This is a genomic window from Mucilaginibacter sp. KACC 22063, from assembly GCF_028736115.1.
Classification (GTDB): domain Bacteria; phylum Bacteroidota; class Bacteroidia; order Sphingobacteriales; family Sphingobacteriaceae; genus Mucilaginibacter.
Map to the genome: position 1 here is coordinate 2,774,444 of NZ_CP117877.1, position 24,689 is coordinate 2,799,132.

General features: G+C 41.1%; 21 protein-coding genes. 7 read left to right on the forward strand and 14 right to left on the reverse strand.

Features of this window, described 5'->3' with window-relative positions; all coding sequences use genetic code 11:
- Positions 1-49: 49 nt before the first annotated feature.
- The 8 genes from pnp to PQ461_RS11945 all read right to left on the reverse strand — a co-directional run bounded on the left by pnp (position 50) and on the right by PQ461_RS11945 (position 9,444).
- Positions 50-2,209, reverse strand: a complete 2,160-nt coding sequence (pnp, locus tag PQ461_RS11910; protein ID WP_274205744.1) for a polyribonucleotide nucleotidyltransferase — start codon at positions 2,207-2,209, stop codon at positions 50-52.
- Positions 2,210-2,336: 127 nt separating this feature from the next.
- Entirely contained in the window at positions 2,337-2,615 is a 279-nt protein-coding gene (rpsO, locus tag PQ461_RS11915) for a 30S ribosomal protein S15 (RefSeq protein ID WP_274205745.1), read from the reverse strand.
- A gap of 138 nt (positions 2,616-2,753) precedes the next feature.
- Positions 2,754-3,542 carry an inositol monophosphatase family protein gene (locus PQ461_RS11920; RefSeq protein WP_274205746.1) on the reverse strand — a complete coding sequence of 263 codons (789 nt, stop codon included), beginning with the start codon at positions 3,540-3,542 and terminating at the stop codon, positions 2,754-2,756.
- Positions 3,511-3,993, reverse strand: coding sequence for a GtrA family protein (locus PQ461_RS11925; RefSeq protein ID WP_274205747.1), 483 nt, complete (start codon positions 3,991-3,993; stop codon positions 3,511-3,513). The genes PQ461_RS11920 and PQ461_RS11925 overlap by 32 nt, the downstream gene beginning before the upstream one ends.
- Entirely contained in the window at positions 3,983-5,152 is a 1,170-nt protein-coding gene (locus tag PQ461_RS11930) for a prolipoprotein diacylglyceryl transferase (protein ID WP_274205748.1), read from the reverse strand. The genes PQ461_RS11925 and PQ461_RS11930 overlap by 11 nt, the downstream gene beginning before the upstream one ends.
- A gap of 29 nt (positions 5,153-5,181) precedes the next feature.
- On the reverse strand, positions 5,182-6,501 hold the full coding sequence (gene mtaB / locus PQ461_RS11935) for a tRNA (N(6)-L-threonylcarbamoyladenosine(37)-C(2))-methylthiotransferase MtaB (RefSeq protein WP_274205749.1): 1,320 nt from the start codon (positions 6,499-6,501) through the stop codon (positions 5,182-5,184).
- 211 nt (positions 6,502-6,712) lie between these two features.
- Positions 6,713-9,082, reverse strand: coding sequence for an endonuclease MutS2 (locus PQ461_RS11940; RefSeq protein WP_274205750.1), 2,370 nt, complete (start codon positions 9,080-9,082; stop codon positions 6,713-6,715).
- On the reverse strand, positions 9,079-9,444 hold the full coding sequence (locus tag PQ461_RS11945) for a DUF4296 domain-containing protein (RefSeq protein ID WP_274205751.1): 366 nt from the start codon (positions 9,442-9,444) through the stop codon (positions 9,079-9,081). Before PQ461_RS11945 ends, PQ461_RS11940 begins: the two co-directional genes overlap by 4 nt.
- 43 nt (positions 9,445-9,487) lie before the next feature.
- Here PQ461_RS11945 and PQ461_RS11950 point away from each other — a divergent pair, with 43 nt between their 5' ends.
- From PQ461_RS11950 to PQ461_RS11965, 4 genes are all read left to right on the forward strand, one after another.
- Positions 9,488-10,177, forward strand: a complete 690-nt coding sequence (locus PQ461_RS11950; RefSeq protein WP_274205752.1) for a YggS family pyridoxal phosphate-dependent enzyme — start codon at positions 9,488-9,490, stop codon at positions 10,175-10,177.
- Between the two features lie 77 nt (positions 10,178-10,254).
- The gene (locus PQ461_RS11955) at positions 10,255-10,731 is read left to right on the forward strand and encodes a GNAT family N-acetyltransferase (protein ID WP_274205753.1); all 477 of its coding nucleotides are present in this window, start codon (positions 10,255-10,257) and stop codon (positions 10,729-10,731) included.
- Positions 10,728-11,531, forward strand: a complete 804-nt coding sequence (locus PQ461_RS11960) for a DUF3298 and DUF4163 domain-containing protein (RefSeq protein ID WP_274205754.1) — start codon at positions 10,728-10,730, stop codon at positions 11,529-11,531. The genes PQ461_RS11955 and PQ461_RS11960 overlap by 4 nt, the downstream gene beginning before the upstream one ends.
- Positions 11,531-12,787 carry an aspartate kinase gene (locus PQ461_RS11965; protein WP_274205755.1) on the forward strand — a complete coding sequence of 419 codons (1,257 nt, stop codon included), beginning with the start codon at positions 11,531-11,533 and terminating at the stop codon, positions 12,785-12,787. Before PQ461_RS11960 ends, PQ461_RS11965 begins: the two co-directional genes overlap by 1 nt.
- 38 nt (positions 12,788-12,825) lie before the next feature.
- On the opposite strand, the gene PQ461_RS11970 is transcribed toward PQ461_RS11965, so the two are convergent.
- The 5 genes from PQ461_RS11970 to PQ461_RS11990 form a co-directional block, all read right to left on the reverse strand.
- Positions 12,826-13,347: a tetratricopeptide repeat protein gene (locus tag PQ461_RS11970; protein ID WP_274205756.1), complete on the reverse strand. Its 522-nt coding sequence runs from the start codon at positions 13,345-13,347 to the stop codon at positions 12,826-12,828.
- Between the two features lie 258 nt (positions 13,348-13,605).
- On the reverse strand, positions 13,606-13,878 hold the full coding sequence (locus tag PQ461_RS11975; RefSeq protein WP_274205757.1) for a hypothetical protein: 273 nt from the start codon (positions 13,876-13,878) through the stop codon (positions 13,606-13,608).
- 43 nt (positions 13,879-13,921) lie between these two features.
- Positions 13,922-14,671, reverse strand: coding sequence for an ABC transporter ATP-binding protein (locus PQ461_RS11980; protein ID WP_274205758.1), 750 nt, complete (start codon positions 14,669-14,671; stop codon positions 13,922-13,924).
- Positions 14,664-15,533 (reverse strand): ABC transporter permease, encoded by an 870-nt coding sequence (locus PQ461_RS11985; protein WP_274205759.1) that lies wholly within the window; start codon positions 15,531-15,533, stop codon positions 14,664-14,666. Before PQ461_RS11985 ends, PQ461_RS11980 begins: the two co-directional genes overlap by 8 nt.
- On the reverse strand, positions 15,533-16,507 hold the full coding sequence (locus tag PQ461_RS11990) for an ABC transporter substrate-binding protein (protein WP_274205760.1): 975 nt from the start codon (positions 16,505-16,507) through the stop codon (positions 15,533-15,535). The genes PQ461_RS11985 and PQ461_RS11990 overlap by 1 nt, the downstream gene beginning before the upstream one ends.
- 61 nt (positions 16,508-16,568) lie before the next feature.
- Between PQ461_RS11990 and PQ461_RS11995 the strand changes: the two genes are divergently transcribed.
- The 3 genes from PQ461_RS11995 (at position 16,569) to PQ461_RS12005 (ending at position 21,671) form a co-directional block, all read left to right on the forward strand.
- Positions 16,569-17,714 carry a methionine aminotransferase gene (locus PQ461_RS11995; RefSeq protein WP_274205761.1) on the forward strand — a complete coding sequence of 382 codons (1,146 nt, stop codon included), beginning with the start codon at positions 16,569-16,571 and terminating at the stop codon, positions 17,712-17,714.
- Positions 17,715-17,768: 54 nt separating this feature from the next.
- Positions 17,769-18,548: an amidohydrolase gene (locus tag PQ461_RS12000; RefSeq protein ID WP_274205762.1), complete on the forward strand. Its 780-nt coding sequence runs from the start codon at positions 17,769-17,771 to the stop codon at positions 18,546-18,548.
- Between the two features lie 99 nt (positions 18,549-18,647).
- Positions 18,648-21,671 (forward strand): GH92 family glycosyl hydrolase, encoded by a 3,024-nt coding sequence (locus PQ461_RS12005; protein ID WP_274205763.1) that lies wholly within the window; start codon positions 18,648-18,650, stop codon positions 21,669-21,671.
- Between the two features lie 361 nt (positions 21,672-22,032).
- On the opposite strand, the gene PQ461_RS12010 is transcribed toward PQ461_RS12005, so the two are convergent.
- Positions 22,033-24,648: an MGH1-like glycoside hydrolase domain-containing protein gene (locus tag PQ461_RS12010; RefSeq protein WP_274205764.1), complete on the reverse strand. Its 2,616-nt coding sequence runs from the start codon at positions 24,646-24,648 to the stop codon at positions 22,033-22,035.
- Positions 24,649-24,689: the final 41 nt, after the last annotated feature.

Sequence of the window (24,689 nt, forward strand, 5' to 3'; positions counted from 1 at the left end):
AAGGCATCTGCAATTGCAGATGCCTTTTCTATATCAATCAGAAAGCTGATTACTGATTTTGCTCAGGAGCTTTTTGCCCCTGACCTTCTGGTTTTGGCGGTTTAGGTAATAAAACCTTGCGCGACAATTTCAGTTTACCTTGTTTGTCTACGTCAATCAGTTTTACTTTCACCATTTCACCAACTTCAAAAACGCCATCCATTGTTTCTATACGACGGTGGTCAATTTCAGAAATGTGTAACAAGCCATCTTTACCTGGTAATATCTCAACAAATGCACCGAAAGGCATAATTGACTTAACTTTACCTTCGTAAATCTCGCCAATATCAGGTTTAGCTGCAATAGCTCGGATACGTGACACAGCAGCATCGATAGCTGATTTGTTATCAGCAAATACCTGTACAATACCTTGATTATCTTTTTCTTCGATATTGATAGTTGCACCGGTTTCGCGTTGCATTTCCTGGATGATTTTACCACCAGGGCCTATAACAGCACCAATAAATTCTTTGTCGATTTTAAGTGTAACAATGCGCGGAGCAAATTCTTTGTAGTCCTCACGTGGAGCGCTCAAAGTCTTAGCCATTTCACCAAGGATATGTAAACGGCCTTCTTTAGCCTGATCTAAAGCATTGGTTAATACTTCGTACGATAAGCCGTTTATTTTTAAATCCATCTGGCAGGCAACGATACCATTTTTAGTACCTGTTACTTTAAAGTCCATATCTCCCAGGTGATCTTCATCACCCAAAATATCAGAAAGGATAGCATATTTAGTACCCATTTCATTGGTGATTAAGCCCATTGCGATACCAGATACCGGGTTGGTAATTTTAACACCAGCATCCATTAAAGCTAATGTACCAGCACAAACTGTAGCCATTGACGACGAACCGTTTGACTCCAGGATATCAGACACAACGCGGATAGTGTATGGATTTTCATCATCGGCAGGCAATACGCGTTTTAACGAACGCATAGCCAGGTTACCATGACCAATTTCGCGACGACCGGCACCGCGGTTAGGGCGAACCTCACCGGTTGAAAAACCAGGGAAGTTATAGTGTAAAATAAATTTCTGGTAACCGTTAATGAATGCACCGTCAATCATTTGCTCATCATCCTTAGCACCTAAAGTAACAGTGGTTAAAGATTGAGTTTCGCCACGGGTAAACACGGCAGAACCGTGCGCTGATGGCAGGTAGCTAACCTCGCTCCATATTGGGCGGATCTCTGTAGTTTTACGGCCATCTAAACGTTTACCTTCGTCTAATACCAGGTTACGGATAGCATCGTACTCTACATCGTGGTAGTATTTTTTAGCTAAAAATTTGGTCGCATCATCAATCTCACCTAAAGTAGCAATATAATTATCACGTACTTCTTTAAATTTAGCAGCACGCTCATCTTTTGCAGAAGCAGAAGACGCGATAGCATAAACCTGATCATAAGTAGCAGCGTAGATTGCTTTCTTCAACTCTTCGTTGCTGTTTTCGTGGCTGTAAACGCGTTTTTCGGTTTTACCAACTTCAACAGTTAATTCTTTTTGAGCTAAACACTGTAATTTAATAGCAGTGTGCGCGAATTTGATAGCCTCAACCAGCTCAGCTTCCTGAATTTCTTTTGATTCGCCCTCAACCATGTTAATATCATGCTCAGAACCGGCTACAATAAATTCTAAAGTAGCATGCTCTAACTGACTTAGAGTTGGGTTAATTACCAGTTGACCATCAATTTTAGCAACACGTACTTCAGAGATAGGGCCATTGAAAGGAATATCTGATACCGCAAGCGCTGCAGATGCCGCCAAACCGGCCAAAGCATCAGGCATAATATCTTTATCAGCCGAAATCAGAGAAATCATCACCTGGGTATCTGCGTGATAATCTTCAGGGAACATTGGGCGCAAAGCACGGTCAACCAAACGAGAGATCAAAACCTCATAATCTGATAAACGCGCCTCACGACGTAAAAAACCACCCGGGATACGTCCCGTAGCAGCATATTTTTCTTGATAGTCAACAGATAGCGGAAGGAAGTCAACACCCTCTTTCGCTTCTTTTGATGAAACTACAGTAGCCAGCAACATGGTGTCACCCATTTTAACTACTACAGAGCCATCTGCTTGTTTAGCCAGTTTACCGGTTTCGATCTCAATGGTGCGGCCGTCACCTAAATCGATGGTTTTTCTAATTACGTTGTAACTCATTTTTGTTGTATTGTAATACGCTTTTCATCTTTCAGAGCGTATCGTTTTGTATGTTTAAAAATCGTTGTTTTAATGAAAAAAAGCCATCCGATAACACGGACGGCTTTTTTCTTAATTCATTTAAAAGTTATTTGATGATATCCCTTAGCTCAAGAGCTTTGATGATAGCACGATACCTGTTGATATCTTTGTGGTACAGGTAAGCCAATAATGCACGGCGTTTACCTACTAACTTTTGCAGTGATAACTGAGTTGAAAAATCTTTTTTATTTTTCTTTAAGTGACCGGTTAAGTGTGCAATACGAGTTGTAAATAATGCAACCTGACCTTCTGCTGAACCTGTGTTGGTAGCTTCGCCACCGTGTTTTGCGAAAATCTCTGCTTTCGCTTCTTTACTTAAATACATTACCTGAATAATATTAAAGCTGTGTAAATTTTGTTAATTGGCACAAAGGTAACATTTTAAGCGCAAATTAAAAAGTGGAATGTTAAAACGTAAAACCCGGTTAACTACCTCACAATCAATGGCCATTTGTTTGTATTGTTATTTAAAATATTTCCCTATAACTTCTACCAGCTCGTTTGTTAGCTTCTTATTGGTAGCTACTATATCACACTTCTCCAGCGGATCAGCCTCTCCTTTAAAAGTAACACAATCTCCGCCCGCTTGGCGCACAATTACAATACCTGCTGCAATATCCCAGGGCTTTAAATTGTATTCGTAATAAGCATCAAAACGGCCGCATGCAGTATAAGCCAGGTCAACTGCTGCCGAACCTATGCGGCGTAAGCCATGACAATGCTGCATCAGGTCAACAAACAGGTCAATGTATTCGGGTTGCTTTTGAAAGTCATAATACGGGAAGCCTGTAGCAATAAGGCTTTTGCTAATCGTTTCGTTTTTGCTTACGCTAATCTCTTTACCATTTAGGTAAGCTGGTGCATCTTTCCAGGCATAAAAGCATTCGTCCTGGTTTACCTCATAAACAACACCCATTACCAGCTCATCATACTCTTTAAGTGCAATACTTACAGAGAACGTTGGCAAGCCGTGAATAAAATTGGTGGTACCGTCCAGCGGGTCAATAATCCAGTTATAACGTTCGCCGGTACGGTTAATAGTTTTTTCCTCTGTCAGGAAACCAGCGTCGGGCAGTATTTCTTCAAGCGCCTTTACGATCATGGCTTCCGCAGTTTTATCCACGTACGAAACCAGGTCATTGAGGCCTTTATATTCTATCTTATCGGGATCAAATTTTTTACGTTCTTCCCTAATGAAGGCCCCGGCCTGTTTAGCAACTTCAATTACTTTGAGGGTGATTGTTTCCAGCATGATCGCGTAGTTTTAAATTAAATGAAAACAGTTTATGAATAAAGAAACTGGCAAAAAATAAACTTAAAGCTGCAGCAGGGCGCGCAATAGGCGGATACATATGCAGGTAACTCACCATAAATTTAAGCACACCCATATTGGCAAAAAAGCCAACAATAGCCACTGAAATAAACCTTAAAAATTGTTGAGTTGGCGGAAGCTTGGATTCTGAAAATACCAGGTACCTGTTGATCAAAAAATTAACCAATACCCCCATAAAAAATGAGATACTGAATGATAGCAGATAATTACTTACCGGCTGGTTAATCACTTTATAACTGGGAGATGTAAATACGTAATGGTAAAGCACATAGAATGCGATTATATCTACCAAAAAGCCGCTACCCGCAGATACCATAAACCTTAAAAACTGGTTATTGATTATTTTATGGCCTAATTTTTCAGCCGGCATGCGCTATGTTTTGACGCTTGCGCGTTGTTACTAAACATAGTGTAATACCTGCTATCACCATAAAGGTGGAGATCATTTCGGCCTGGGTGAATGAGAAGCTGCCAATGTGGTAACGTGTGTTTACACGGATCAACTCTACCAAAAAACGCTCCACCCCTGCCAAAATCAAATATACGCCGAACATAACGCCCGGTGTTTTGATCTTATTCCTGATACTCCATAAAAAGAAGAACAACAGGATACAAACTATACACTCATAAAACGGTGTAGGATAAACCGGTAATCTTAATTCGTTACAATATTTGCCAACACAACCCGGTATAGGGTTATTAGGATCAACCATGTTTACGTTATGCGGATATTTGAACGACCACATCCAATCGGGCAGCCAGCTCAGGGAAGCAGGTTTGGTTTTCAGATTAGGGATACCCCAATCGCCATCACCCGCCATTTGGCAACCGATACGGCCAACACCATAAGCAAGCATCATACCCGGGGCGCCGATGTCAAGCATATTCAAAGGTTTTATGCCATGCTTATTAGTTATATAAAGCACTGCTAAACCGCCACAAATTAAACCGCCATAAAATGTCAAACCGCTAAAACCGATCAGCATGCCAACAGGGTCTAACATAAATTCGTCCCAGTTTTCAAGTGCGTTAAATAGCTTTGCGCCTGCAAAGCCAAATACCGCGGCCCAAACAAGTATAGAACCCATTAACTCATGCGGATGCACCGTTACGCGCTTGGTCACCGGCTCGGCCAGCTGGTTCTTTTTGCTATCCTGGTATGCCCAGTAAATAAAACCTGCAGCAAACAGTAAGCCGCCAATTAAGCTACCCCTTGTAGACAGAATAAAGTCTTGCGGATTGTTTACCAGGTCGCGGTAATGAAGTATAGCATCTACTAATTTAAATCCGGCTATAAACCCGAAAACACCATTACCTACATATTCGGCAAGCGTTGCAGGCTGACCAACGGTAACTGTTTTTTCAAAAGGATGGATATATCCCAGTCTCTCTTTACGTTTAAACTCTTCGGCAAAAGCCCAGTAAGCAGCCATAAAGGCTAAGGCAACAAAAAAGCCAAAAGTTTGAAACGGAAGTGGAACGTTTGCCCCGGTAAAGTATCTGATTAAATCGGAAAGGGTTGGAAACATCAGGTAGTGTTTTTGAAGCGAAGATAGAATTAATGTACCAAAATTTCTTCGCTTTCGGTAATTTCTACATCGCCGTCAGGTGCAATTGCTGTAAGTTTTACGTTACGTACTTCGTTAACCAGAACAGGATCATATTTAGCTTTAACCTTCACGTAATTGCGTGTAAAGCCATGCATAAAGCCGTCTTTAATATCTCCCTCAAACAAAACCTCTTCGTTTTTATCTAACTGTGTTTCATAGAAAGCACGGCGTTTTTTGTCAGACAGGATGTGCAGCATTTTACTTCTTTCGGCACGTGTCGATCCTGGTACGCTGCCTGCCATTTCTTTGGCAAGTGTATTGTCGCGTTCAGAATAAGTAAAAACGTGCAGGTAAGAGATATTAAGTTCGTTTAAGAAATTATAAGTATCAACGAAGTCTTCGCGTGTTTCACCCGGGAAGCCTACAATTACATCAACACCAATACAACAGTTGGGCATTAACTGTTTAATTTTCGCCACCCTATCGGCATATAAAGCACGTTTATAACGGCGGCGCATTAAACTTAATATCTTATCCGAACCCGATTGTAATGGAATATGAAAATGCGGTACAAATTTCTTTGACACAGCCACGTATTCAATAATCTCGTCTGTAAGCAGGTTAGGTTCAATAGATGAAATACGGATGCGATCGATACCATCAACCTCGTCAAGTGCTTTAACCAGTTCTACAAACTTATTAATACGTTTGCGTTCCTGTATACCAAAATCGCCGATATTAACGCCTGTTAAAACAATTTCGCGCACACCAGAGGCTGCAATTTGCTTAGCTTGTTCTACAATATTTTCGATATTGTCGCTGCGGCTGTTACCACGTGCCAGCGGAATGGTACAGAATGTACATGAGTAATCGCAACCGTCCTGTACTTTTAAAAATGTGCGTGTACGGTCGCCAAATGAATAAGATGCTACAAACTGGTTAGCCTCTGATACCGGCTGATTATAAACCAGTGTTTTGGGCTGCTTGGTAAGATCGGTAATGTGATCTACGATCTGGAACTTTTCTGCAGCTCCGAGTACCATATCCACACCGGGGATTTCTGCAATTTCTGTTGGCTTTAACTGTGCATAACACCCAACAATAACCACGTAAGCCTGCGGAGATATCTTAAGTGCTTCTTTAACTATTTTCTTACACTTTTTGTCTGCGTTTTCAGTAACTGAACAGGTATTGATCACGAAGACATCGGGCTGCTCGGTAAAGCTGACAATGCTGTAGCCAGCCTGGCTAAACAAGCGCCCGATAGCAGACGACTCCGAATAGTTCAGCTTACAACCCAGTGTATAAAAAGCAACTTTCTTATCCATTTTAAGCCCGCAAAGATAAGTATTTTAGGTAAATATGTTTGAAGCTTATGTAATTGGGATGTAAACCTACTCTTAAATGATATTCTATTATGAACCTGTCATGCCGGACAAAGTGAGGAATCTATGGGTATAGGCACATATAGATTCTCCACTTCGTTCAGAATGATAAACAGGCTAAATGCTTTGGTTATACTAATAGAAGTCTATCTGTTTATTTCAAATACACATAAGTAATACCGTCACCTCCCCTGTCCGGGTGTTCATCTTCCATGCGGTTAACCTGGTCGTACTTGCGCAGGTAATCGCGTATCAGCTTACGTAAAATGCCATCACCCTTACCATGAATAATTTTAATAGTACCAAAACCCATCATTACGGCACGGTCAAACAATCGTTCAATAGCATTAAGTGCATCTTCGCCGCGCATACCGCGTACATCGATCTCCGGACTAAAGCTTGCAACATCATTAGTACTGCTGCTAAACGAACGGCGGATCTCTTTCGGTACTTCTTTTCTTGATACCTTCTGCACACGTTTACGTTTGGCAACAGTACGCAGATCGCCAATGGCTATGATCACATTATCCTTGGCAATTTCTATTACCTGGCCAGTCGTATCCGAATCTGTAAGCTTAACCCAGTCGCCTGCTTTAAGCTCGCCATCTTCTGTGTCTGTAGTTTTAGGTTTGGGAGAAGAAGCTTTAACCGTATTTTTCTCTAATTCTCGGTTCAGATTTTCACGGAGCTTCCGTGTAGTTTCTTTTTCTGCCTGGCTGCTTTTAATACCTGCAATTGTGTTTTCAACCAGCTTATTTGCATTTTGTATAATCGACTTTGCTTCCTGCTTGGCTTCGCTGATTAATGTGCGGCGGTTTTCATCTAAAAACTCTTGTAGTTTTTGATTTTCAGCCAAAAGCTCATTTACCTTGCGCTGCTGTTTGTCAAGCTTGGTCTTGGTCTCAAATATTTCTTTTTTCTCCCGCTCAAGGTCTACAAGCAAAGTGTCAACTTTTTTCTGCGTATAGCCAATCTTGTTTTTAGCAAGGTTAAGTACATTTTGTGGCAGCCCAATTTTTTGTGCTATTTCAAAGGCGTAAGAACTGCCCGGCTTGCCTACTTCTAAAATATACAAAGGCTTCATCTGCACATTATCAAATAGCATCGAAGCATTTTCAATGCCGTCTGTGTTGCTGGCAAATATTTTCAGGTTAGAGTAATGAGTGGTAACCATACCCCTCACCTTTTTATGGTTCAAAGCTTCCAAAACTGCTTCGGCTATTGGGCCACCAAATTGCGGGTCGGTACCTGTACCAAACTCGTCGATCATGATCAGTGTTTTGCCGTTTGCCTGCTCAACAAAATATTTCATTTTTGAGAGGTGGGCACTATAAGTACTCAAATCGCTTTCTATCGACTGGTCGTCACCTATGTCGGCAAAGATCTGCTTAAACACACCTACTGTACTACTTTCATCAGCCGGTATCAGTAGGCCAGCCTGTACCATCATTTGCAATAAGCCGACCGTTTTCATACAAACTGACTTACCACCTGCGTTTGGGCCGGATACAACAACAATGCGTGTACCATCATCAATCTGCACGTTAAGCGGCACAACTGTTTTCTGTTCCTTTTTAAAACTGAGCAGTAATAAAGGGTGCCTTGCATTAATCAGGCGCATGCTTCCTTCGTTGGTTAAAACAGGCATTTCTGCCTCTATATCTATGGCGAAAAGCGCCTTTGCCCTTACAAAATCAAGCTTGGTGAGTAAACTATGATATGATAATAACAATGGCACATAAGGACGTAACTCGTCGGTAAGTGCGGTTAATATCTTTACAATCTCCCGGCGGCGCTCAAATTCAAGGTCGCGGATGCGGTTGTTCAGCGTAAAAACTTCCTCTGGCTCTAAATAAACGGTTTGGCCCGATGCAGATTCATCATGAATGAAACCTTTTACCTTACGCTTATTTTCGGCAAGCATTGGGATACACAAGCGGCCATCACGTATAGTGAGGCTTCCATCTGCAGTCCATCCGTTTGATGTTGCGCTTTTGAAGATCATGTCAATCTTTTTGCGTGCTTCCTGCTCTGCCTTAGCAATGCCAGATGTTATTTCCAATAAGTCCCGCGAAGCATTTGGCCTGATCTTGCCTTTTTGATCAATGACCTGGTCGATCTTTTTTAAGATCGATTTTTCAATAGGCAAATGCTCAAACAGCGCTTCCAGGTTTGGATACAAACCTTCACGCTCGTTAAAGTAGCCTATAACCGCAAAAACTGTTGTAAGCGATAATTGTGTCTGAAAAAACTCCTCTTCCGTTAAAAAGCTGCCTTCTACCCTAACCTTATTAGCAAGGGTTTTAATATCGTAAAAATGATTGATCGGCAATACCTGGTCGTTTAACAGGATGTTTTTAAACTCGTTAGCCTGGTTTAAAAATTTGCGGATCTGATCAAAATTATTCATCACCTGTATGCGGTCAACCATTTGCTGACCCATCACACTCAGGCAATGTGCTTTTATTAATTGTTTTACCTCGGTAAATCCCAGCTTATCAATACTATTCTCCGGGTATATCATTTTGTCAATTTCTCTTTCGTTTTGTTAAGGCTATCCGTTTTAGCTTTAAGCTTATCTAAAATAACAGTGTACATATCATCCAGTTGTTTCGGATGCTCAGTATAAAACTCCATGCTTTTTTTAAACTGTAAGGTATCTGTCTGGTATTTCTTAAAAACCACCAGATAACGGTGCATGGCGTATTTATACAATGAGTCGCGCGACTGGTTTAAGGTGTAGGTACTCCCATTGGCAAGGTGAATATCTGTCAGCAGATCAATCATTCGATCCTGGGGGATCACATCACGAGGTACAGAATCACTGCCCCCGCAAGCGGTTAAAAACAGCGTTCCCAAAAAAAACAAGATAATATAATTGCGCATTCTGTAAATTAGCGGCGGTTAGCAAAAGCAAAATTACGCATTAATGAGCATTGCAGAGAATATCAGAAATTTAAAAAACGAACTTGACCGCATACAGGTAAAGCTGGTGGCCGTATCAAAAACTAAACCTGTTGAAGATATACAGGAAGCTTACGATGAGGGCCAACGCGTATTCGGCGAAAATATGGTACAGGAGCTTGTAGAAAAATACGAGCAGTTACCAAAAGATATTGAGTGGCACATCATCGGCCACTTACAAACTAATAAGGTAAAATACATTGCCCCCTTCATTAGCATGATTGAATCTGTTGACAGCCTGAAACTGCTGCAGGAAATCAATAAACATGCTTTAAAGAACAACCGGGTGATTGATTGCCTGTTGCAGGTTTACATAGCCGACGAAGACACCAAATTTGGTTTAGGTTTTGATGAAGTGATCGAGCTTTTAAGATCGGATGAGTTTGCGCAGTTAAAAAATGTACGCATCCGCGGCTTAATGGGTATTGCCACCAATACCGATAACGAAAAGCAGATTAAAGAAGAGTTTTACGAACTGGACACTTTCTTTGACGGCATTAAGCAAAGCTATTTCCGTAAGGACGATTACTTTGATGAACTATCAATAGGCATGTCTTCAGACTACAAAATTGCGGTTGAGCAAGGCAGCACTATGGTACGCCTGGGCAGTACCGTATTCGGCCAGCGTGTAATTAAGCACTGGAAGAACAACTAATTTTTTAGAAACAAGAGCCAAGAATCGAGAAACAAGACTGATCGGCGAAATCAAAATTAATCTGTGAAATCAAACACATGAACGAATTACATATTAGAATAGCTAAGAAAGACGATTGCCCGCGACTGCTTGACCTTGTACATGAACTGGCCTTGTTTGAAAAAGCACCTGAAGAGGTAACTGTATCATTACAGGAGTTTGAAGAGGCGGGTTTTGGGACAAAGCCGGTATGGAAAGCGTTTGTTGCCGAGGTCGACTCGTTCATTGTTGGGTTTGCCTTATATTATGTGCGCTACTCTACATGGAAAGGCTGCCGTTTATACTTGGAAGATTTAATAGTTACAGAACCTTTTAGGGGCAAAGGTGTTGGTAAAAAGTTGTTCAACCGTTTAATTCAGGAAGCACAGGAACTGGGCTTTAATGGGATGACCTGGCAAGTGCTCGACTGGAACGAACCGGCAATTAATTTTTATAAAAAATATGAAGCTGGTTTTGATGAAGGATGGGTAAACGTATCGTTGAGCAAAGAACAGATAACATCTTATAAACTATGAAATTACATTATCTTTCAGTTCCGGCCTTACTATTAGTTTTGACATCATGCAATTGGGGTGGCAAACGTGTTACAACCCCAGCAGTAGCAGAGGATACGCTAACATATACAAACAAAGTTTACAAACTGCGTGCGCCCGATTGCGGCAATAAGCCCGACAGTGCATGTACATCCATCGTATATAAGTACCCGCTGTTTACAAAAGAAACGGCACTGAACGATTCTGTAAGATTTAACCTGGTTAAGCAGTTGCGCATGTCTGACGAAAAAGACACCAGCCTGGCTAAATTATCATCTGCTTTTATAAAAACATACCAGCAATATAAAAAAGCAGACACCAGCGAAATGTTTTTTACGCTGGAGGCAAACGCTTCAATAGTTCGCCAGGATTCGAGCCTTACTACCTTGCAATATGATAGCTACAAGTATACAGGCGGTGCGCATGGAGGTTCATTTACCTCATTTGTAAACTGGAATACCAAAAGCCATAAAGACTTAACACTTGAGGATATCTTTATAGCAGGTTATAAACCAGCACTTACCCGTGTTGCTGAAAAGATATTTCGTAAGCAGGAGAATTTAAGTGATACAGCATCATTGGCTACAGATTACTTTTTTGAAAACAATAAATTTGCCTTAAATAATAATTTCCTGATCACACCTGTGGGCATACGTTTCCTATACAATCAATATGAAATTAAGCCCTATGCAGCCGGGCAAACGGATTTGCTGGTGCCTTATAACCAAATCAAAAAATTGCTGAAACCGAATACGGTTACAGCTCAGTATCTTAAAAAATAATGCTCGTTTTTAAATTCGGTGGTGCATCTGTTAAAGATGCCGCAGGTATCATTAACCTAAGTAAAGTAGTAGAAAAGTATAAGCATGAAAAATTACTTATAGTGGTATCAGCTATGGGTAAAACTACTAATGCGCTTGAACGACTTACTAAAGCCTATGTTAATCAATCTGATGGTATTCAATTAATTTACAATGAAATAAAGGAATATCACTACGCTATTTTAAGTGAGCTTTTTGATCATTCTCATCCAGTATTTGATGATGTGGAGAACACCTTTGTTGAAATAGATTGGATGATAGAGGATGAACCGCATGACGATTATGATTTCATTTATGATCAGATCGTTTCCATTGGTGAACTGGTATCTACACGTATCATAAACGCATACCTTAACCAAGTTGGATTAACCAGCAAATGGCTTGATGTACGTGGCTATATACATACAGACAACACCTACCGCGAAGGTATTGTAGAATGGCAAAAAACCTGTACACATATTGAGCAGGAATTACCTGCCCTACTGGAAAAAAACATTATTGTTACGCAGGGTTTTTTAGGTGGCACATCAGAAAATTTCACCACCACGCTTGGCCGCGAAGGTTCAGATTACACTGCTGCTATCTTCGCATCATGCCTGAAGGCTGAATCTGTAACTACATGGAAAGACGTTCCTGGAATATTAAACGCCGATCCAAAACTGTTTACAGATACCGTTAAGTTTGATCGCTTATCCTATACCGAAGCAATTGAAATGACCTACTATGGTGCAGCGGTAATACATCCCAAAACCATAAAGCCGCTTCAAAATGCACATATACCTTTATTGGTAAAGCCATTTAACGATCCCGATGCGGCTGGTACCATTATTTCCGAAACCGGATTACACCAATATGAAAAGCCGGTGATCATTGTAAAGCAAAATCAGGTTTTAGTATCGGTATCCGCTAAAGATTATTCATTCATTACTGAAGACCACCTGAGCGCGGTATTTACTTTATTTGCCAAATACCATGTAAAAATAAACGTTATGCAGGTATCGGCGCTTAGTATCTCTGTTTGCTTTGACTATCGCGAAGGCAAATTTGAAAAATTATTGCAGGCTTTAAGCCAGGATTTCAATCATAAGTACAACAGCGAACTGACTTTAATCACATTGCGTCATTATAAAGCAGACGAACTTAGAAATTTAACCGGCGACAGAAAAGTATTGCTTGAACAAACAAGCCGTAACACAGCACAGGTAGTTTTAAAGTAATTTAATGTATGCCAGGCTTGTCTGCCTGGCTTTGATTATTATTCTATAATGGTGTAATGGAATGATTTTGCCTGATTCACTTTCTCAGATATACGCTTAAGCGCTTCTTCAATTTCTTCTTTCTGCGATTTATCAGTCACTTCCAAAAATGCTTTGCGGAAGTTGTTAGTGGCTTCTTTCCAGTCTTTATCCCGTTCAGCTAATAAACCTGTTAATTGAAAAACTGATGCCAGATTTACTCCAGGTACGCTCAATGCTTTTTTGCTTACGGCTTCGAATTGCTTATTCATATGCAAAAACAAGAGCAGATGCAGATAATGAAAATAAACATCAGGGAAGCCTGGCGCTAATTCATTACAGGTTTTAAAATGATATCCTGCGGCGTTGTAATCATTCAGATCATAGTAATTTATTTTGCCCAGCTGATAATGCGCGCGTGCATGCAAAGGCTCGTTGCTGATAATCTCATTTAAAAGTTGCAAGCTTTTAGGGGTATCACCATATTTTAATTCTTCTACGGCTTGCAAATACTTTTCCTCAATAGTGTAATACGTCTCCATATCAATAAAAAAATGAACTGCACAGGCAGTTAAGTAACAATAAAAGTTTTCCGGGTAGATGGAGGGTGCCTTAAATGGCAGCAGCTATTAAACGTTCCGAAAGCTTAACAGATATAAGCTATGTGATAATTTATGTAATGGAACCTTTTTAAAAGCAAGCACAAGTTAGCCAAATAAACTATCGATTCAAAATATGTTGCGAAAGATGAGAATATATCTACAAAAGCAAATTGCAGATATATCCTATATATGGGAATTTTAAGCTGATAATGCAATTGGCTGTTGTTCGGCAACAACGGTATTTACATTCAGCTTTTCTATCAGGTAATTGTTTTTAAGTTCCTTTTCAGATACGATCACACAGAAATCTTCAAATCTGCGGCCTTCTTCAAACGGATATAAGGTGTAGCCACGTTTATTAGCATCGTATGCGCCAAGCTCAAAAATCTCATCATATTTTTTGCCTTTTATTTTGGCACCGTCTACCAATTGGTAGGCATCGTATATTTCTTTAAAATTAATGTTCTTCATAGTAATTGCCTTAATACAATTACTTTGCCACAATTTTAAGTACTCAGGTAAACCATTCAAATAAATGATTTTGCTGCAAGGTTAATTTATTTTCAGCATCATAATCTTTCAGTATAGCGCCCTCTCCCATTTGTATCAAACGGTTACCATAAGTGTAGGCATCTTTAAGATTATGGGTGATCAATATTGCAGTCAAATTATGCTGCTTTATTAATAAATCGGCGGTATCCATTACAATCTTGGCCGAGCGTGGGTCTAATGCTGCTGTTGGCTCATCTAAGAGCAATATTTTACAATCATCCATTACGCTCATCAATAACGTAAGTGCCTGCCGCTGTCCACCAGAGAGCGTTCCAATGGGTTGGTTAAGTTTATTTTCAAGCCCCAGGCCAAGTGTGGCTACCTTATCTTTTACCTGCTTAATAAAAGCCTCGTTAACGCCTATTTTTAAACCCTTAGCTTGGGTACGTATAGCCGCCAACCTAAAGTTGTCTATAATACTTAATTCGGACGCCGTACCGCTCAACGGGTTTTGAAATACGCGGGCTATCCAGCGGCTGCGGCGATAATCCGGAATGTTGGTAACATTTTCATCAGCAATAGTAATTGTGCCGGATGATGGCAATACACTGCCCGCAATAATGTTCAGCAGTGTAGATTTACCTGAACCATTTGAACCCACAATCACAATAAACTCACCATCGTTTACAGCAAGCGAAATATCAGATAATGCCTTAACCTCGGTTACTTTACCGGCATTGTAAGTTTTATAAACGCTTTGTAAATCAATCATTTTTGCGTGCAATTAAACGTGGAATACTTACAATTAATAACACAAATACCGAAGTCGCCAACTTCAACAGGTTGGCATCTACGCCAATATTAAGGGTGAACGCCAGCACCATCTGAAATATAATAGCCCCGGCAATAACCAAAACTAAGTTGAGGCTGATAGAGGTGATTCGCAACCAGTTAATTAAAGTTTCGGCTACTATTACAGAACCCAATCCGGTTATCACAATACCAATACCCATATTAATATCTGCAAAGCCCTGGAATTGGGTCATCATAAATCCGCTTAAAGCAGTTAAAGCATTAGCCAAAGCCAAACCTAAGATCTTCATCCGGTCTGTATTTACACCCATTGCCCTCACCATTTGTTCGCTGTTACCGGTTGCACGCATAGCTATACCAAAATCTGTTTTTAATAAGTAACCTATAGCTAGTCCTAATACTGCAACAATAATTAACAATATAACCAGGCTATTTTGGTTAGGATTGACAAATACATTCAACCAATTAAAAATGGATGCAGTATTTAATAATGGCACATTTGAACGGCCAAGTATAGTAAGGTTTACAGAGTAAAGGCCCGTCATCACCAATATACCGGCAAGCAAGGCGTTGATTTTTAATTTAGTATGGATCAATCCTGTTAATGCACCTGCAATCCCCCCGGCAATAATAACCGCAGGGATAGTGATATACATGGACTGGTTATGTGTTAGCATAGTTGCTGTAATGACCCCGCCAAGCGTATAACTACCATCGGTTGTAATATCCGGGATGTTAAATATCTTCATGGAGAGGTATACCCCCAGCGCAATGGCCGAAAGGCATAAACCCTGTAATAAAGCAGTAAGATAAAAGTTCATTACTTAACAGGCTGAAAATTTGCCGGGATACTAATATGGTACTTTTGCGCCGCAGCTGGATTATATACACGCTTACGCACTTTCACCATTTCAGGCTTTAAGCCAGCCATTGAATGCGTTTTTAAGTATTGTGCTGCCTGCAAACCTGCCTGGTAACCCCACTGGTAAATATCAGCACCAAATGCAGCTACAGCACCGCGCTGTACAAGCCCGGCCTCGCTGGTAAATATTGGAACGTTACGCTGGTTACAGCTTTTTAATATAGTTTCAAATGCTGCGAATACGGTATTATCCGGATTGGCAAAAAAGGCATCAATATTTTTATCTAACAGCGATTGGGTTACCAATTGTGCATCGGCAGATGAATTTAATGGCAACGCCACAAGGGTAACATTTAAACTATCAGCTAACTTTTTAATCCGCTGCATCGCATCCGCCGATTGTGGTTCCGACTGGTTATAGATCATTCCTATTATAAGTTTACCGGCTTTGGGCTTTAATATTTTCGGAATCAAAGAAAAAGAGGTATCAATATAAGGCAGATCTTCCATAGCTCCGAACAAATTAGCCGGAGCTTTACCATCGGTGCCAATCAAATGTGCGCGTGCTGGTGTAGGAGAAACCATCTGGCAAATCGGAATTGTCTTTGTTTTTTGTGCTGCAGTTACGGTAGATAAGGTGGTACAGGTTGCCAGTAAATCAACCGGCTCAGATACAAACTGGTTAACTATTTGCGTTAAGGTTGGTATGCTGCCTTGTGCATTCCGATATTCTATGCTTACTGTATGTTTGTCTTCACTAAACCCATTCTGTTTAAGTGCATCTGTAAATCCGGTGCGCGCCTGTGCAATAGTTGCATCTTCAAAGGCATCAACAAAACCGATAACCGGTACACCTTTAGTATGTTTCTGGCTGCACCCCGCAAAAGTGATTGCTATTGCAAGGGCTGTTAACTTTATTAGTAGCTGCTTCATTGGCACTAAATTAACAATTAAGCAAACTCACGAGTGAATAATGTTGTAATTTAGCATTTGCATGATACCTATTGTTTCTAAACTTCCCCAAACACCCACTACTATATTTTCTGTGATGTCGGCGTTGGCCGCCGAAACCGGTGCTATAAACCTTTCACAAGGGTTTCCAGACTATGACGCGCCAATTGAACTAATAGACCTGGTGAACAATGCTATGCGTCAGGGCCATAATCAGTATGCACCTATGCCCGGTTTAATTAACCTGCGCGAACAGGTCAGTCAGAAAACTGAGAAACTGTATGGCGCTAATTACGATCCGGCTACAGAAATAACCGTTACTGCCGGAGGTACGCAGGCCATATTTACCGCTATAACAGCAATGATCCATCAAAACGATGAAGTGATCATTTTTGAACCTGCTTATGATTGCTACGCCCCGGTAATAAAAGTGATGGGCGGTGTAGTTAAATCGATGGAACTAACGCCACCTGATTATCGCATTCAGTGGGATATGGTGCGGAAACTGGTTTCATCTAAAACAAGGCTGATCATTTTAAATTCGCCCCATAATCCAACTGCTACTACACTGCAACAGGAAGATATTGATGAGCTGATCAGCATTGTTAAGAATAGGGATATTTTAATACTGAGCGACGAAGTTTATGAACACCTGGTGTTCGACGGTAAAGCGCATTTAAGCATGAGCCGATATCCGGAACTACGTGAGCGTAGCTTTATCGTTGCATCATTTGGGAAGCTATTTCATACTACCGGCTGGAAATTAGGTTATTGCCTTGCCCCTGCCTACCTGATGGCCGAATTTAGAAAGGTGCACCAATTTAATGTGTTTAGTGTAAACACGCCAATGCAGTATGCCGCAGCCGAATATTTAAAGAACGAAGAGCACTATTTGAGCCTTGCCGGATTTTTTCAGGAGAAACGAGATCATTTCAGAAAAGGCCTTGAGGCAACCAAGTTTGAGTTGTTGCCCTGCAGCGGTTCTTACTTTCAGTCGGTAAGTTTTAAAGGCATTACAAATGAGAAAGATAGCGAGTTTGCTATACGCTTAACAAAGGAATTTGGGGTGGCATCTATACCGGTTTCTGCTTTCTACAGCCGGGCTACCGACCACCAGGTTTTGCGTTTTTGTTTTGCAAAAAGGCAAGAAACACTGGATAATGCCGTTGATAGATTGTTGAAGTTATAAACTTTAATTAATTTGATTACTTAAACAATTTCTTATCCGAAACCAGATTAATTTATGGAGAACCTCAAGATTACTACTTTTCAGGGATACCTATTTTGGGAAAACGTTGATAAAAATTTACAAAATATATCACTGAAACTTTCGGGGATACGTGAAAAAACAGATCTGATTATTTTACCCGAAATGTTTAACACCGGGTTTACCATGAATGCCCCTCAGCTTGCCGAAGCCATGGACGGAAAAACCGTTAAGTGGATGCAGCAAACAGCAGAAAAATATAATTGCGTTGTCACCGGCAGCCTTATTATTGCAGATGCCGGTAAATACTATAACCGCCTGATATGGATGAAACCGGATGGCACTTATCAAAAATATGATAAACGCCATTTGTTTACCATGGCCAAGGAAGAAGAAACCTATACAGCCGGGCATGATAAACTGATTGTTGAGTTAAAAGGCTGGAATATACGCCCTGCTATATGTTATGACCTGCGTTTTCCGGTATGGTTGCGTAACGTAGATGCCGAATACGACCTGTTACTAATAGTCGCTAACTGGCCCGAAAAACGATCGCTGCACTGGCGCACACTGATACCTGCCCGCGCAATTGAAAATTTGTCATATGTGATTGGTGTTAACCGTGTAGGCCATGATGGTAACGAAGTTTACCATTCAGGCGATTCCACCTGTATAGATCCAAATGGAAAAGTTGTATACTATAAACGTGATGAAGAAGATATTTACACTTTTACCATCAACTCCGACGAGGTAACAAAAGCCCGCAGATATTTCCCTTTTTTAAAGGATGCGGATGCCTTTTCCATTACAAATTGATCAAAACTTACCAGCCTCGTTTTCAACGGGGCTTTTTTATTGCTACATACACCTAAACTTGTTATTTTGCGTTTTGTATTTCTGTGACCATTATAATCAATGCAATCCTATAAACTTACTGTAACTAAACTTATTGCGGGTGCCATGCTTTGCTTTACGGCAGCATTTGCGCAAAAAAAAATAGACCATACGCCGCTTGTTAATCCTTTCATAGGTACAGGCGGGCACGGGCACACTTATCCGGGTGCTGTTGTTCCTTTTGGTATGGTACAGTTAAGCCCGGATACACGTTTGGAAGGCTGGGATGGCTCATCGGGTTATCACTACACAGATACAGTTGTTTATGGTTTCTCACATACCCATTTAAGTGGCACAGGCATACCTGATTACTGCGATATACTGTTTATGCCCACCACCGGCGAACCTAAACTTTTAAATACAGAATACAGTTCGTCCTTTTTAAAGAAGAACGAGATCGCTTCACCGGGTTATTATAAAACCACACTTGAGAAGTACAAGATAGACGTTGAACTTACCGCAACTACCCGTGCGGGTGTACATAGATACACCTACCCAAGCGGTACTGAAAAGGCCAATATTATTATTGACTTAAAACACCGTGACGAAGTGCTCGACTCGTGGATTGAAGTGGTTAATGACCATGAGATTCGCGGATTGCGCAGGTCAAGATCGTGGGCTAATGATCAGTACGTTTACTTTTACGCAAAGTTTTCCAAGCCTTTTAAAACCTATGGCATAGCACTGAACGATCAGTTACAGGAAGGCAAGCAAAAGATAGAAGGCAAAAACGTAAAAATGTTTATTCAGTTTAACGATCCAAAGGAAGTGATTGCTAAGGTGGGTATCTCCTCTGTAAGTACCGATGGAGCGCTTAAAAACCTGGATGCCGAAGTACCCGATTTCGATTTCAAAAGAATACAGAAGGCAGCAAAAACGGAGTGGATAAACGCCCTTTCAAAAATAGACGTTGAAGGAGGTGCGCCTTCACTGCGCTCACAAAATAATGAAAATGATTACAACAGAAAACCTGCGTCTAAAAAAGCCGGTCCTCCTATAGATTATGCCAAGCAAAAGCAAGTAATCTTTTATACCGCATTGTACCATACCATGTGCGCACCAAACATTTATAGTGATGTTGATGGCCAGTACAGGGGATTAGATCAGCAGATACACACTGCGCAGGGCTTTAATTATTATACTGTTTTTTCGTTATGGGACACCTTTAGGGCTGAACATCCGCTGTTTACACTCATTGATAAAAAACGCACCTCGGATTTTATCAAAAGCTTTTTGGCCATGTATGATGAAGGCAAGCTGTTGCCGATATGGCCGCTGGCTTCCAGTGAAACTTATTGCATGATCGGCAATCACTCCATCCCTGTAATTGTTGATGCTTATGCAAAAGGCATTCGGGATTTTGATGCAGAAAAAGCATTTACAGCTATGAAAGCTGCCGTAAACCGTAACCAATTCGGGCTTGACTCCTATCGCAAAAATGGAGCAGTTATAGCCGATGATGAGCATGAATCTGTCTCAAAAACACTTGAATATGCTTATGACGACTGGTGTATTGCCCAAATGGCTAAAATGCTTAAAAAGGATAACGACTATCATGAATTTATAAAGCGTGCGCAGTATTGGAAAAACGTTTATAACAACCAGAATGGGTTTATGCAGGGCCGTACCAACGGGGGCTGGTATGCACCTTTTAACCCCACAGATATAAATAACAATTATACAGAGGGCAATTCGTGGCAGTACTCGTTCCTGGTACCACAGGATATAGAAGGCTTAATTGCACGCATGGGAGGTAAAGATGCATTTGAAAACAAGCTTGACGAATTATTTACCACAACCGATAAATTATCAGGCCGTGAACAGCAAGATGTAACCGGGTTGATTGGTCAGTATGCACATGGTAATGAGCCAAGCCATCACATGGCTTATCTGTATAATTTTACCGATGATCCGTCAAAAGGAGAAATGTACCTGGCGCAGATCATGAATACGCTTTACAGCAATAAACCCGACGGGCTTGCCGGTAACGAAGACTGCGGGCAAATGTCGGCATGGTATGTCATGAGTGCGCTCGGTTTATATAACATTGCACCCGGACAGCAGCAGTTACAAGTTGGGGTACCGCAATTTGATAAAGCGGTTATCAATATGGAGAACGGCAAAAAGTTCACCGTTTTAAACTCCGCTGCAAGCATGGGAAGGCTTAACTTATATCTTCAGGGATTGAGCCTTAATAAGCATGGCTACAATAAGTTATATTTAAATTACGAAGACATAACCAGCGGCGGCGAATTTGAGGTATTTACCGGAAGGCTTCAAAATAAACTTTTTTACCAAGACCTCGAGCACCCGGTTTCTAAAATTACGGACGACCTGATTATCTCAAACCCTTATTTTACAAATTCAGCTAAAACCTTCAGTAAACCTTTTGATATCGAAATCAAATGCGCAGAACCCGGCGTAAAGATTTATTATACCCTTGATGGTAGTACGCCTACCACAACATCAACCTTATATAATAAGCCGATAAATATCCCGGTTACAACAACGGTAAAAGCGATTGCGGTAAAAGATGGCAAAACAAGCTTTGTAAATGAAGGCACTTACCGAAAAATAAGGGACGACATCAAGCTTAAATTAAATAGCAGGTACCTGCCTAATTATGCCGCTCAGGGAGATATTGCATTAATTGACGGCCTGCATGGCAGCACTAACTGGCGTCTGGGTAACTGGCAAGGCTACCAGGGCACAGATCTGGAAGCTGTTATTGACATGGGTTCTGTAAGGCCGGTTAAGGAAGTATCTCTTTCAGCATTGCAGGATACCCGTGCTTGGATCGTTTTCCCAAAATCGGTGCAGTATTTTGTTTCTGACGACGGAAAAAACTACAAACTGGGTACTACGGTAAACACTAAAGTGTCGGTTGATGATTTAAAAGTACAAACGCAAAGCTATACTGCGCCTTTAAACATCCGCACACGTTTTATAAAGGTTATTGCCAAGCAGTATGGCCCACTACCCGACTGGCATGAAAGCAAAGGGCAGCCGTCATACATTTTCGCTGATGAGATCAGTGTGGAGTAGATTATAATTGCTTTCTTAATACAAATACTAAGTAAATTTAATTAGCGTAAGTAATGTTACTTTTCTTTGACCACCAAGAAAAGTAACCAAAAGAAACTCGTCGCTGGCACCGCAGGCTATGTATGTTTTTGCTTTATCAGTTTTGTGATTACCGCCTGCGCTGAGGCGACATTTTAAGCTTACATTATGCTACTGCTATCACATTTATAGTTTTTACCGTCATGCCGAACTTGTTTCGGCATCCCAAAAGCAAGGCATTTTATCTTCATATTTTGTCATTCTGAACGTAGTGAAGAATCTAATGTAAAGATCCTTCGCTTTGAACAGGATAACAAATTTGAATGCTCAGCTAACAACCTTGTCAACTATTTCCATGCAAATCAACTGATAAGCTACTCACAATGAGCCCTGTCCAGCCGGTTTGATGGTTAGCACCAAGGCCTTTACCAGTATCACCATCAAAATATTCGTGAAACAGAATATGATCAGCAAAGTATTTATCGGTATAAAACTTCTGGTTACTGCCATAAACAGCTCGTTTCCCGTTTTCATCTGCTTTAAAGATAGACGACAAGCGGCGGCGCAGCTCATTAGCAACTTCGTTTAAGTTCATAAACTGTCCTGATCCTGTCGGGCATTCTACCTTAAATCCGTCGCCGTAATAAGTATAATATCTTACCAAACTTTCTATCAGCAGGTAATTTATCGGCAGCCATATCGGGCCGCGCCAATTGCTGTTACCACCGAAGAGGCCACTGTCGCTTTCTGCTGGGAGATACTTCACACTAAATACTCTGCCTTCAGCCTCAATAGTATAAGGATGTTCCAGGTGATACTTGGAAACTGAGCGTACTCCGTAGGGACTTAAAAACTCGCTCTCGTCAAGTATACGCTTCAGCAAAGCCTTCATCCGGTGCCCACGCAACAAACTCACCAGCCTGCTTCCCTTATCATTTGCCTGGTTTAAGTGCGACACCTGCGCAGAAAGATCGGGCCGGTTATCGTAAAACCATTTTAAACGGTTGCTGAATATCGGGCTTTTTAAAACTTCCTGCGCTTCCATAACCTCTACAGCAAACATCGGAATCAGGCCCACAATACTTCTTACACGCATTATTTCACTACTGCCATTGGGCAACACAATACGGTCATAGAAAAAGCCGTCTTCATCATCCCACATATCTTTATTATCGTCGCCAAGATTGGTCATGGCACCGGCGATATACATAAAATGATCAAAGAATTTAGAAGCTATTTCTGCATAAGTAGGGTTTGTTGCCGTAAGCTCAGTAGCAATACGCATCAGGTTTAGGGCGTACATGGCCATCCAACTTGTACCATCGGCCTGTTCAATGTAACCGCCTGTAGGTAAAGGTGCATTACGATCAAAAACCCCAATATTATCCAAACCTAAAAAACCGCCCTGAAAAATATTATTTCCTGATGAATCCTTACGGTTTACCCACCATGTAAAATTCAGGATCAGTTTATGAAACACCGATTCTAAGAAATAAGTGTCGCCTTTTCCGTTGTTGGCCGCCTTGTCAATTTGGTAAACTTTCCAGGCAGCCATGGCATGTACCGGCGGATTAGTATCATTAAACTCCCACTCGTATGCAGGTAATTGCCCGTTAGGATGCATATACCATTCCTGAGTAAGAATAATCAGTTGCTTTTTGGCAAAGTCCGGGTCAACCTTTGCTAAAGGCAGGCAATGAAATGCCAGGTCCCAGGCTGCAAACCAGGGGTATTCCCATTTATCCGGCATAGAGATAATTTCTCTTGCCGCAATATGCTGCCAGTTACTGTTACGCATTTTTAGGCGGCTGTCAGGTGGCGGGGGCTGCATAGGGTCACCCGTTAACCATTGATAAACGTTGTAATTATAAAACTGCTTGTTCCACAACATACCGGCAAAAGCCTGCCTGATAATTGAGCGACTATCGTTCTCCTTGCAATCATCATATAGATCGTTGTAAAACTCATCGGCTTCTGCTATGCGCTGGGCAAAAATCTTGTCAAAGTCCTCAAAGCTATTACCCGGATTTTTAGTAAGCCTAAGTTTAATTTGTTTACAGCCGCCTGCGGGTATAACCAGGTCATAATTAGCAGCGGCTTTGGTTCCCTTTTTATCGGGCGATACAGTATTTACACCATTAACGATATAATCATTTATAGCATCCTTGGGATGTTTATCTAAATTTGGTGCGTTGTACAGCCGTTGTATGTTTGTTTCATTATTGCAGAACAACCACTCAGGTTCTTCTTCGACAACCAGCCAATACTCGCCTAAAAGCCGATGGTAGATCTCAACAACGCCCCTTCCGTCTTTGGTAATGGTAGGGATATTCACATGCCTGCCCCATGCCCATGTATTACGGAACCACACGGTGGGCATTACATTTATGGGCGCATCATGCTCACTGCGATTATAAACTGAGATCTCTATCAGCAAGTCATGCGATGAGTTTTTGGCATATTCAACCTGTACATCAAAATATTCGTTGTTATCAAATATGCCGGTATCAATCAATTCAAACTCAGGCTTGTCTCTGCCGCGCTGTTTGTTTTCGTTAACTAATTGCTCGTATGGAAATGCATGCTGCGGATACTTATACAGCATTTTCATGTACGAATGCGAGGGCGTAGAATCAAGATAATAATACAGCTCTTTTACATCCTCACCATGATTGCCCTCGGGATTGCTCAAGCCAAAATAGCGTTCTTTGATGATCGGGTCTTTTTTATTCCACAAAGCAATTGCGAAACATAAATATTGCTGATCGTCGCAAATACCGGCAATTCCCTCTTCGCCCCAGCGGAAAGCTTTACTGCGTGCCATGTCATGCGTGATATAACTCCACGCATCGCCGTTGGCGCTGTAGTCTTCTCTAACGGTACCCCATTGGCGGTCGCTTACATACGGTCCCCAGGTTTTCCAGCTGGCGTCCTGCAATCTTGTTTTCTCGGCATTCATTGTTAATCAAAAGGTAAAACGCAAATAACGAAACAATATTG

Bases quoted from the DNA above. Each gene is read 5' to 3' on its own strand.
- PQ461_RS11985 (WP_274205759.1), bottom strand. From the start codon at position 15,533: ATGAACTTTTATCTTACTGCTTTATTACAGGGTTTATGCCTTTCGGCC.
- PQ461_RS11930 (WP_274205748.1), bottom strand. From the start codon at position 5,152: ATGTTTCCAACCCTTTCCGATTTAATCAGATACTTTACCGGGGCAAAC.
- PQ461_RS11960 (WP_274205754.1), top strand. From the start codon at position 10,728: ATGAAATTACATTATCTTTCAGTTCCGGCCTTACTATTAGTTTTGACA.
- PQ461_RS11955 (WP_274205753.1), top strand. From the start codon at position 10,255: ATGAACGAATTACATATTAGAATAGCTAAGAAAGACGATTGCCCGCGA.
- PQ461_RS11980 (WP_274205758.1), bottom strand. From the start codon at position 14,671: ATGATTGATTTACAAAGCGTTTATAAAACTTACAATGCCGGTAAAGTA.
- PQ461_RS12000 (WP_274205762.1), top strand. From the start codon at position 17,769: ATGGAGAACCTCAAGATTACTACTTTTCAGGGATACCTATTTTGGGAA.
- rpsO (WP_274205745.1), bottom strand. From the start codon at position 2,615: ATGTATTTAAGTAAAGAAGCGAAAGCAGAGATTTTCGCAAAACACGGT.
- PQ461_RS12005 (WP_274205763.1), top strand. From the start codon at position 18,648: ATGCAATCCTATAAACTTACTGTAACTAAACTTATTGCGGGTGCCATG.
- PQ461_RS11950 (WP_274205752.1), top strand. From the start codon at position 9,488: ATGAGCATTGCAGAGAATATCAGAAATTTAAAAAACGAACTTGACCGC.
- PQ461_RS12010 (WP_274205764.1), bottom strand. From the start codon at position 24,648: ATGAATGCCGAGAAAACAAGATTGCAGGACGCCAGCTGGAAAACCTGG.
- PQ461_RS11995 (WP_274205761.1), top strand. From the start codon at position 16,569: ATGATACCTATTGTTTCTAAACTTCCCCAAACACCCACTACTATATTT.
- PQ461_RS11940 (WP_274205750.1), bottom strand. From the start codon at position 9,082: ATGATATACCCGGAGAATAGTATTGATAAGCTGGGATTTACCGAGGTA.
- PQ461_RS11945 (WP_274205751.1), bottom strand. From the start codon at position 9,444: ATGCGCAATTATATTATCTTGTTTTTTTTGGGAACGCTGTTTTTAACC.
- mtaB (WP_274205749.1), bottom strand. From the start codon at position 6,501: ATGGATAAGAAAGTTGCTTTTTATACACTGGGTTGTAAGCTGAACTAT.
- pnp (WP_274205744.1), bottom strand. From the start codon at position 2,209: ATGAGTTACAACGTAATTAGAAAAACCATCGATTTAGGTGACGGCCGC.
- PQ461_RS11920 (WP_274205746.1), bottom strand. From the start codon at position 3,542: ATGCTGGAAACAATCACCCTCAAAGTAATTGAAGTTGCTAAACAGGCC.
- PQ461_RS11925 (WP_274205747.1), bottom strand. From the start codon at position 3,993: ATGCCGGCTGAAAAATTAGGCCATAAAATAATCAATAACCAGTTTTTA.
- PQ461_RS11965 (WP_274205755.1), top strand. From the start codon at position 11,531: ATGCTCGTTTTTAAATTCGGTGGTGCATCTGTTAAAGATGCCGCAGGT.
- PQ461_RS11990 (WP_274205760.1), bottom strand. From the start codon at position 16,507: ATGAAGCAGCTACTAATAAAGTTAACAGCCCTTGCAATAGCAATCACT.
- PQ461_RS11975 (WP_274205757.1), bottom strand. From the start codon at position 13,878: ATGAAGAACATTAATTTTAAAGAAATATACGATGCCTACCAATTGGTA.
- PQ461_RS11970 (WP_274205756.1), bottom strand. From the start codon at position 13,347: ATGGAGACGTATTACACTATTGAGGAAAAGTATTTGCAAGCCGTAGAA.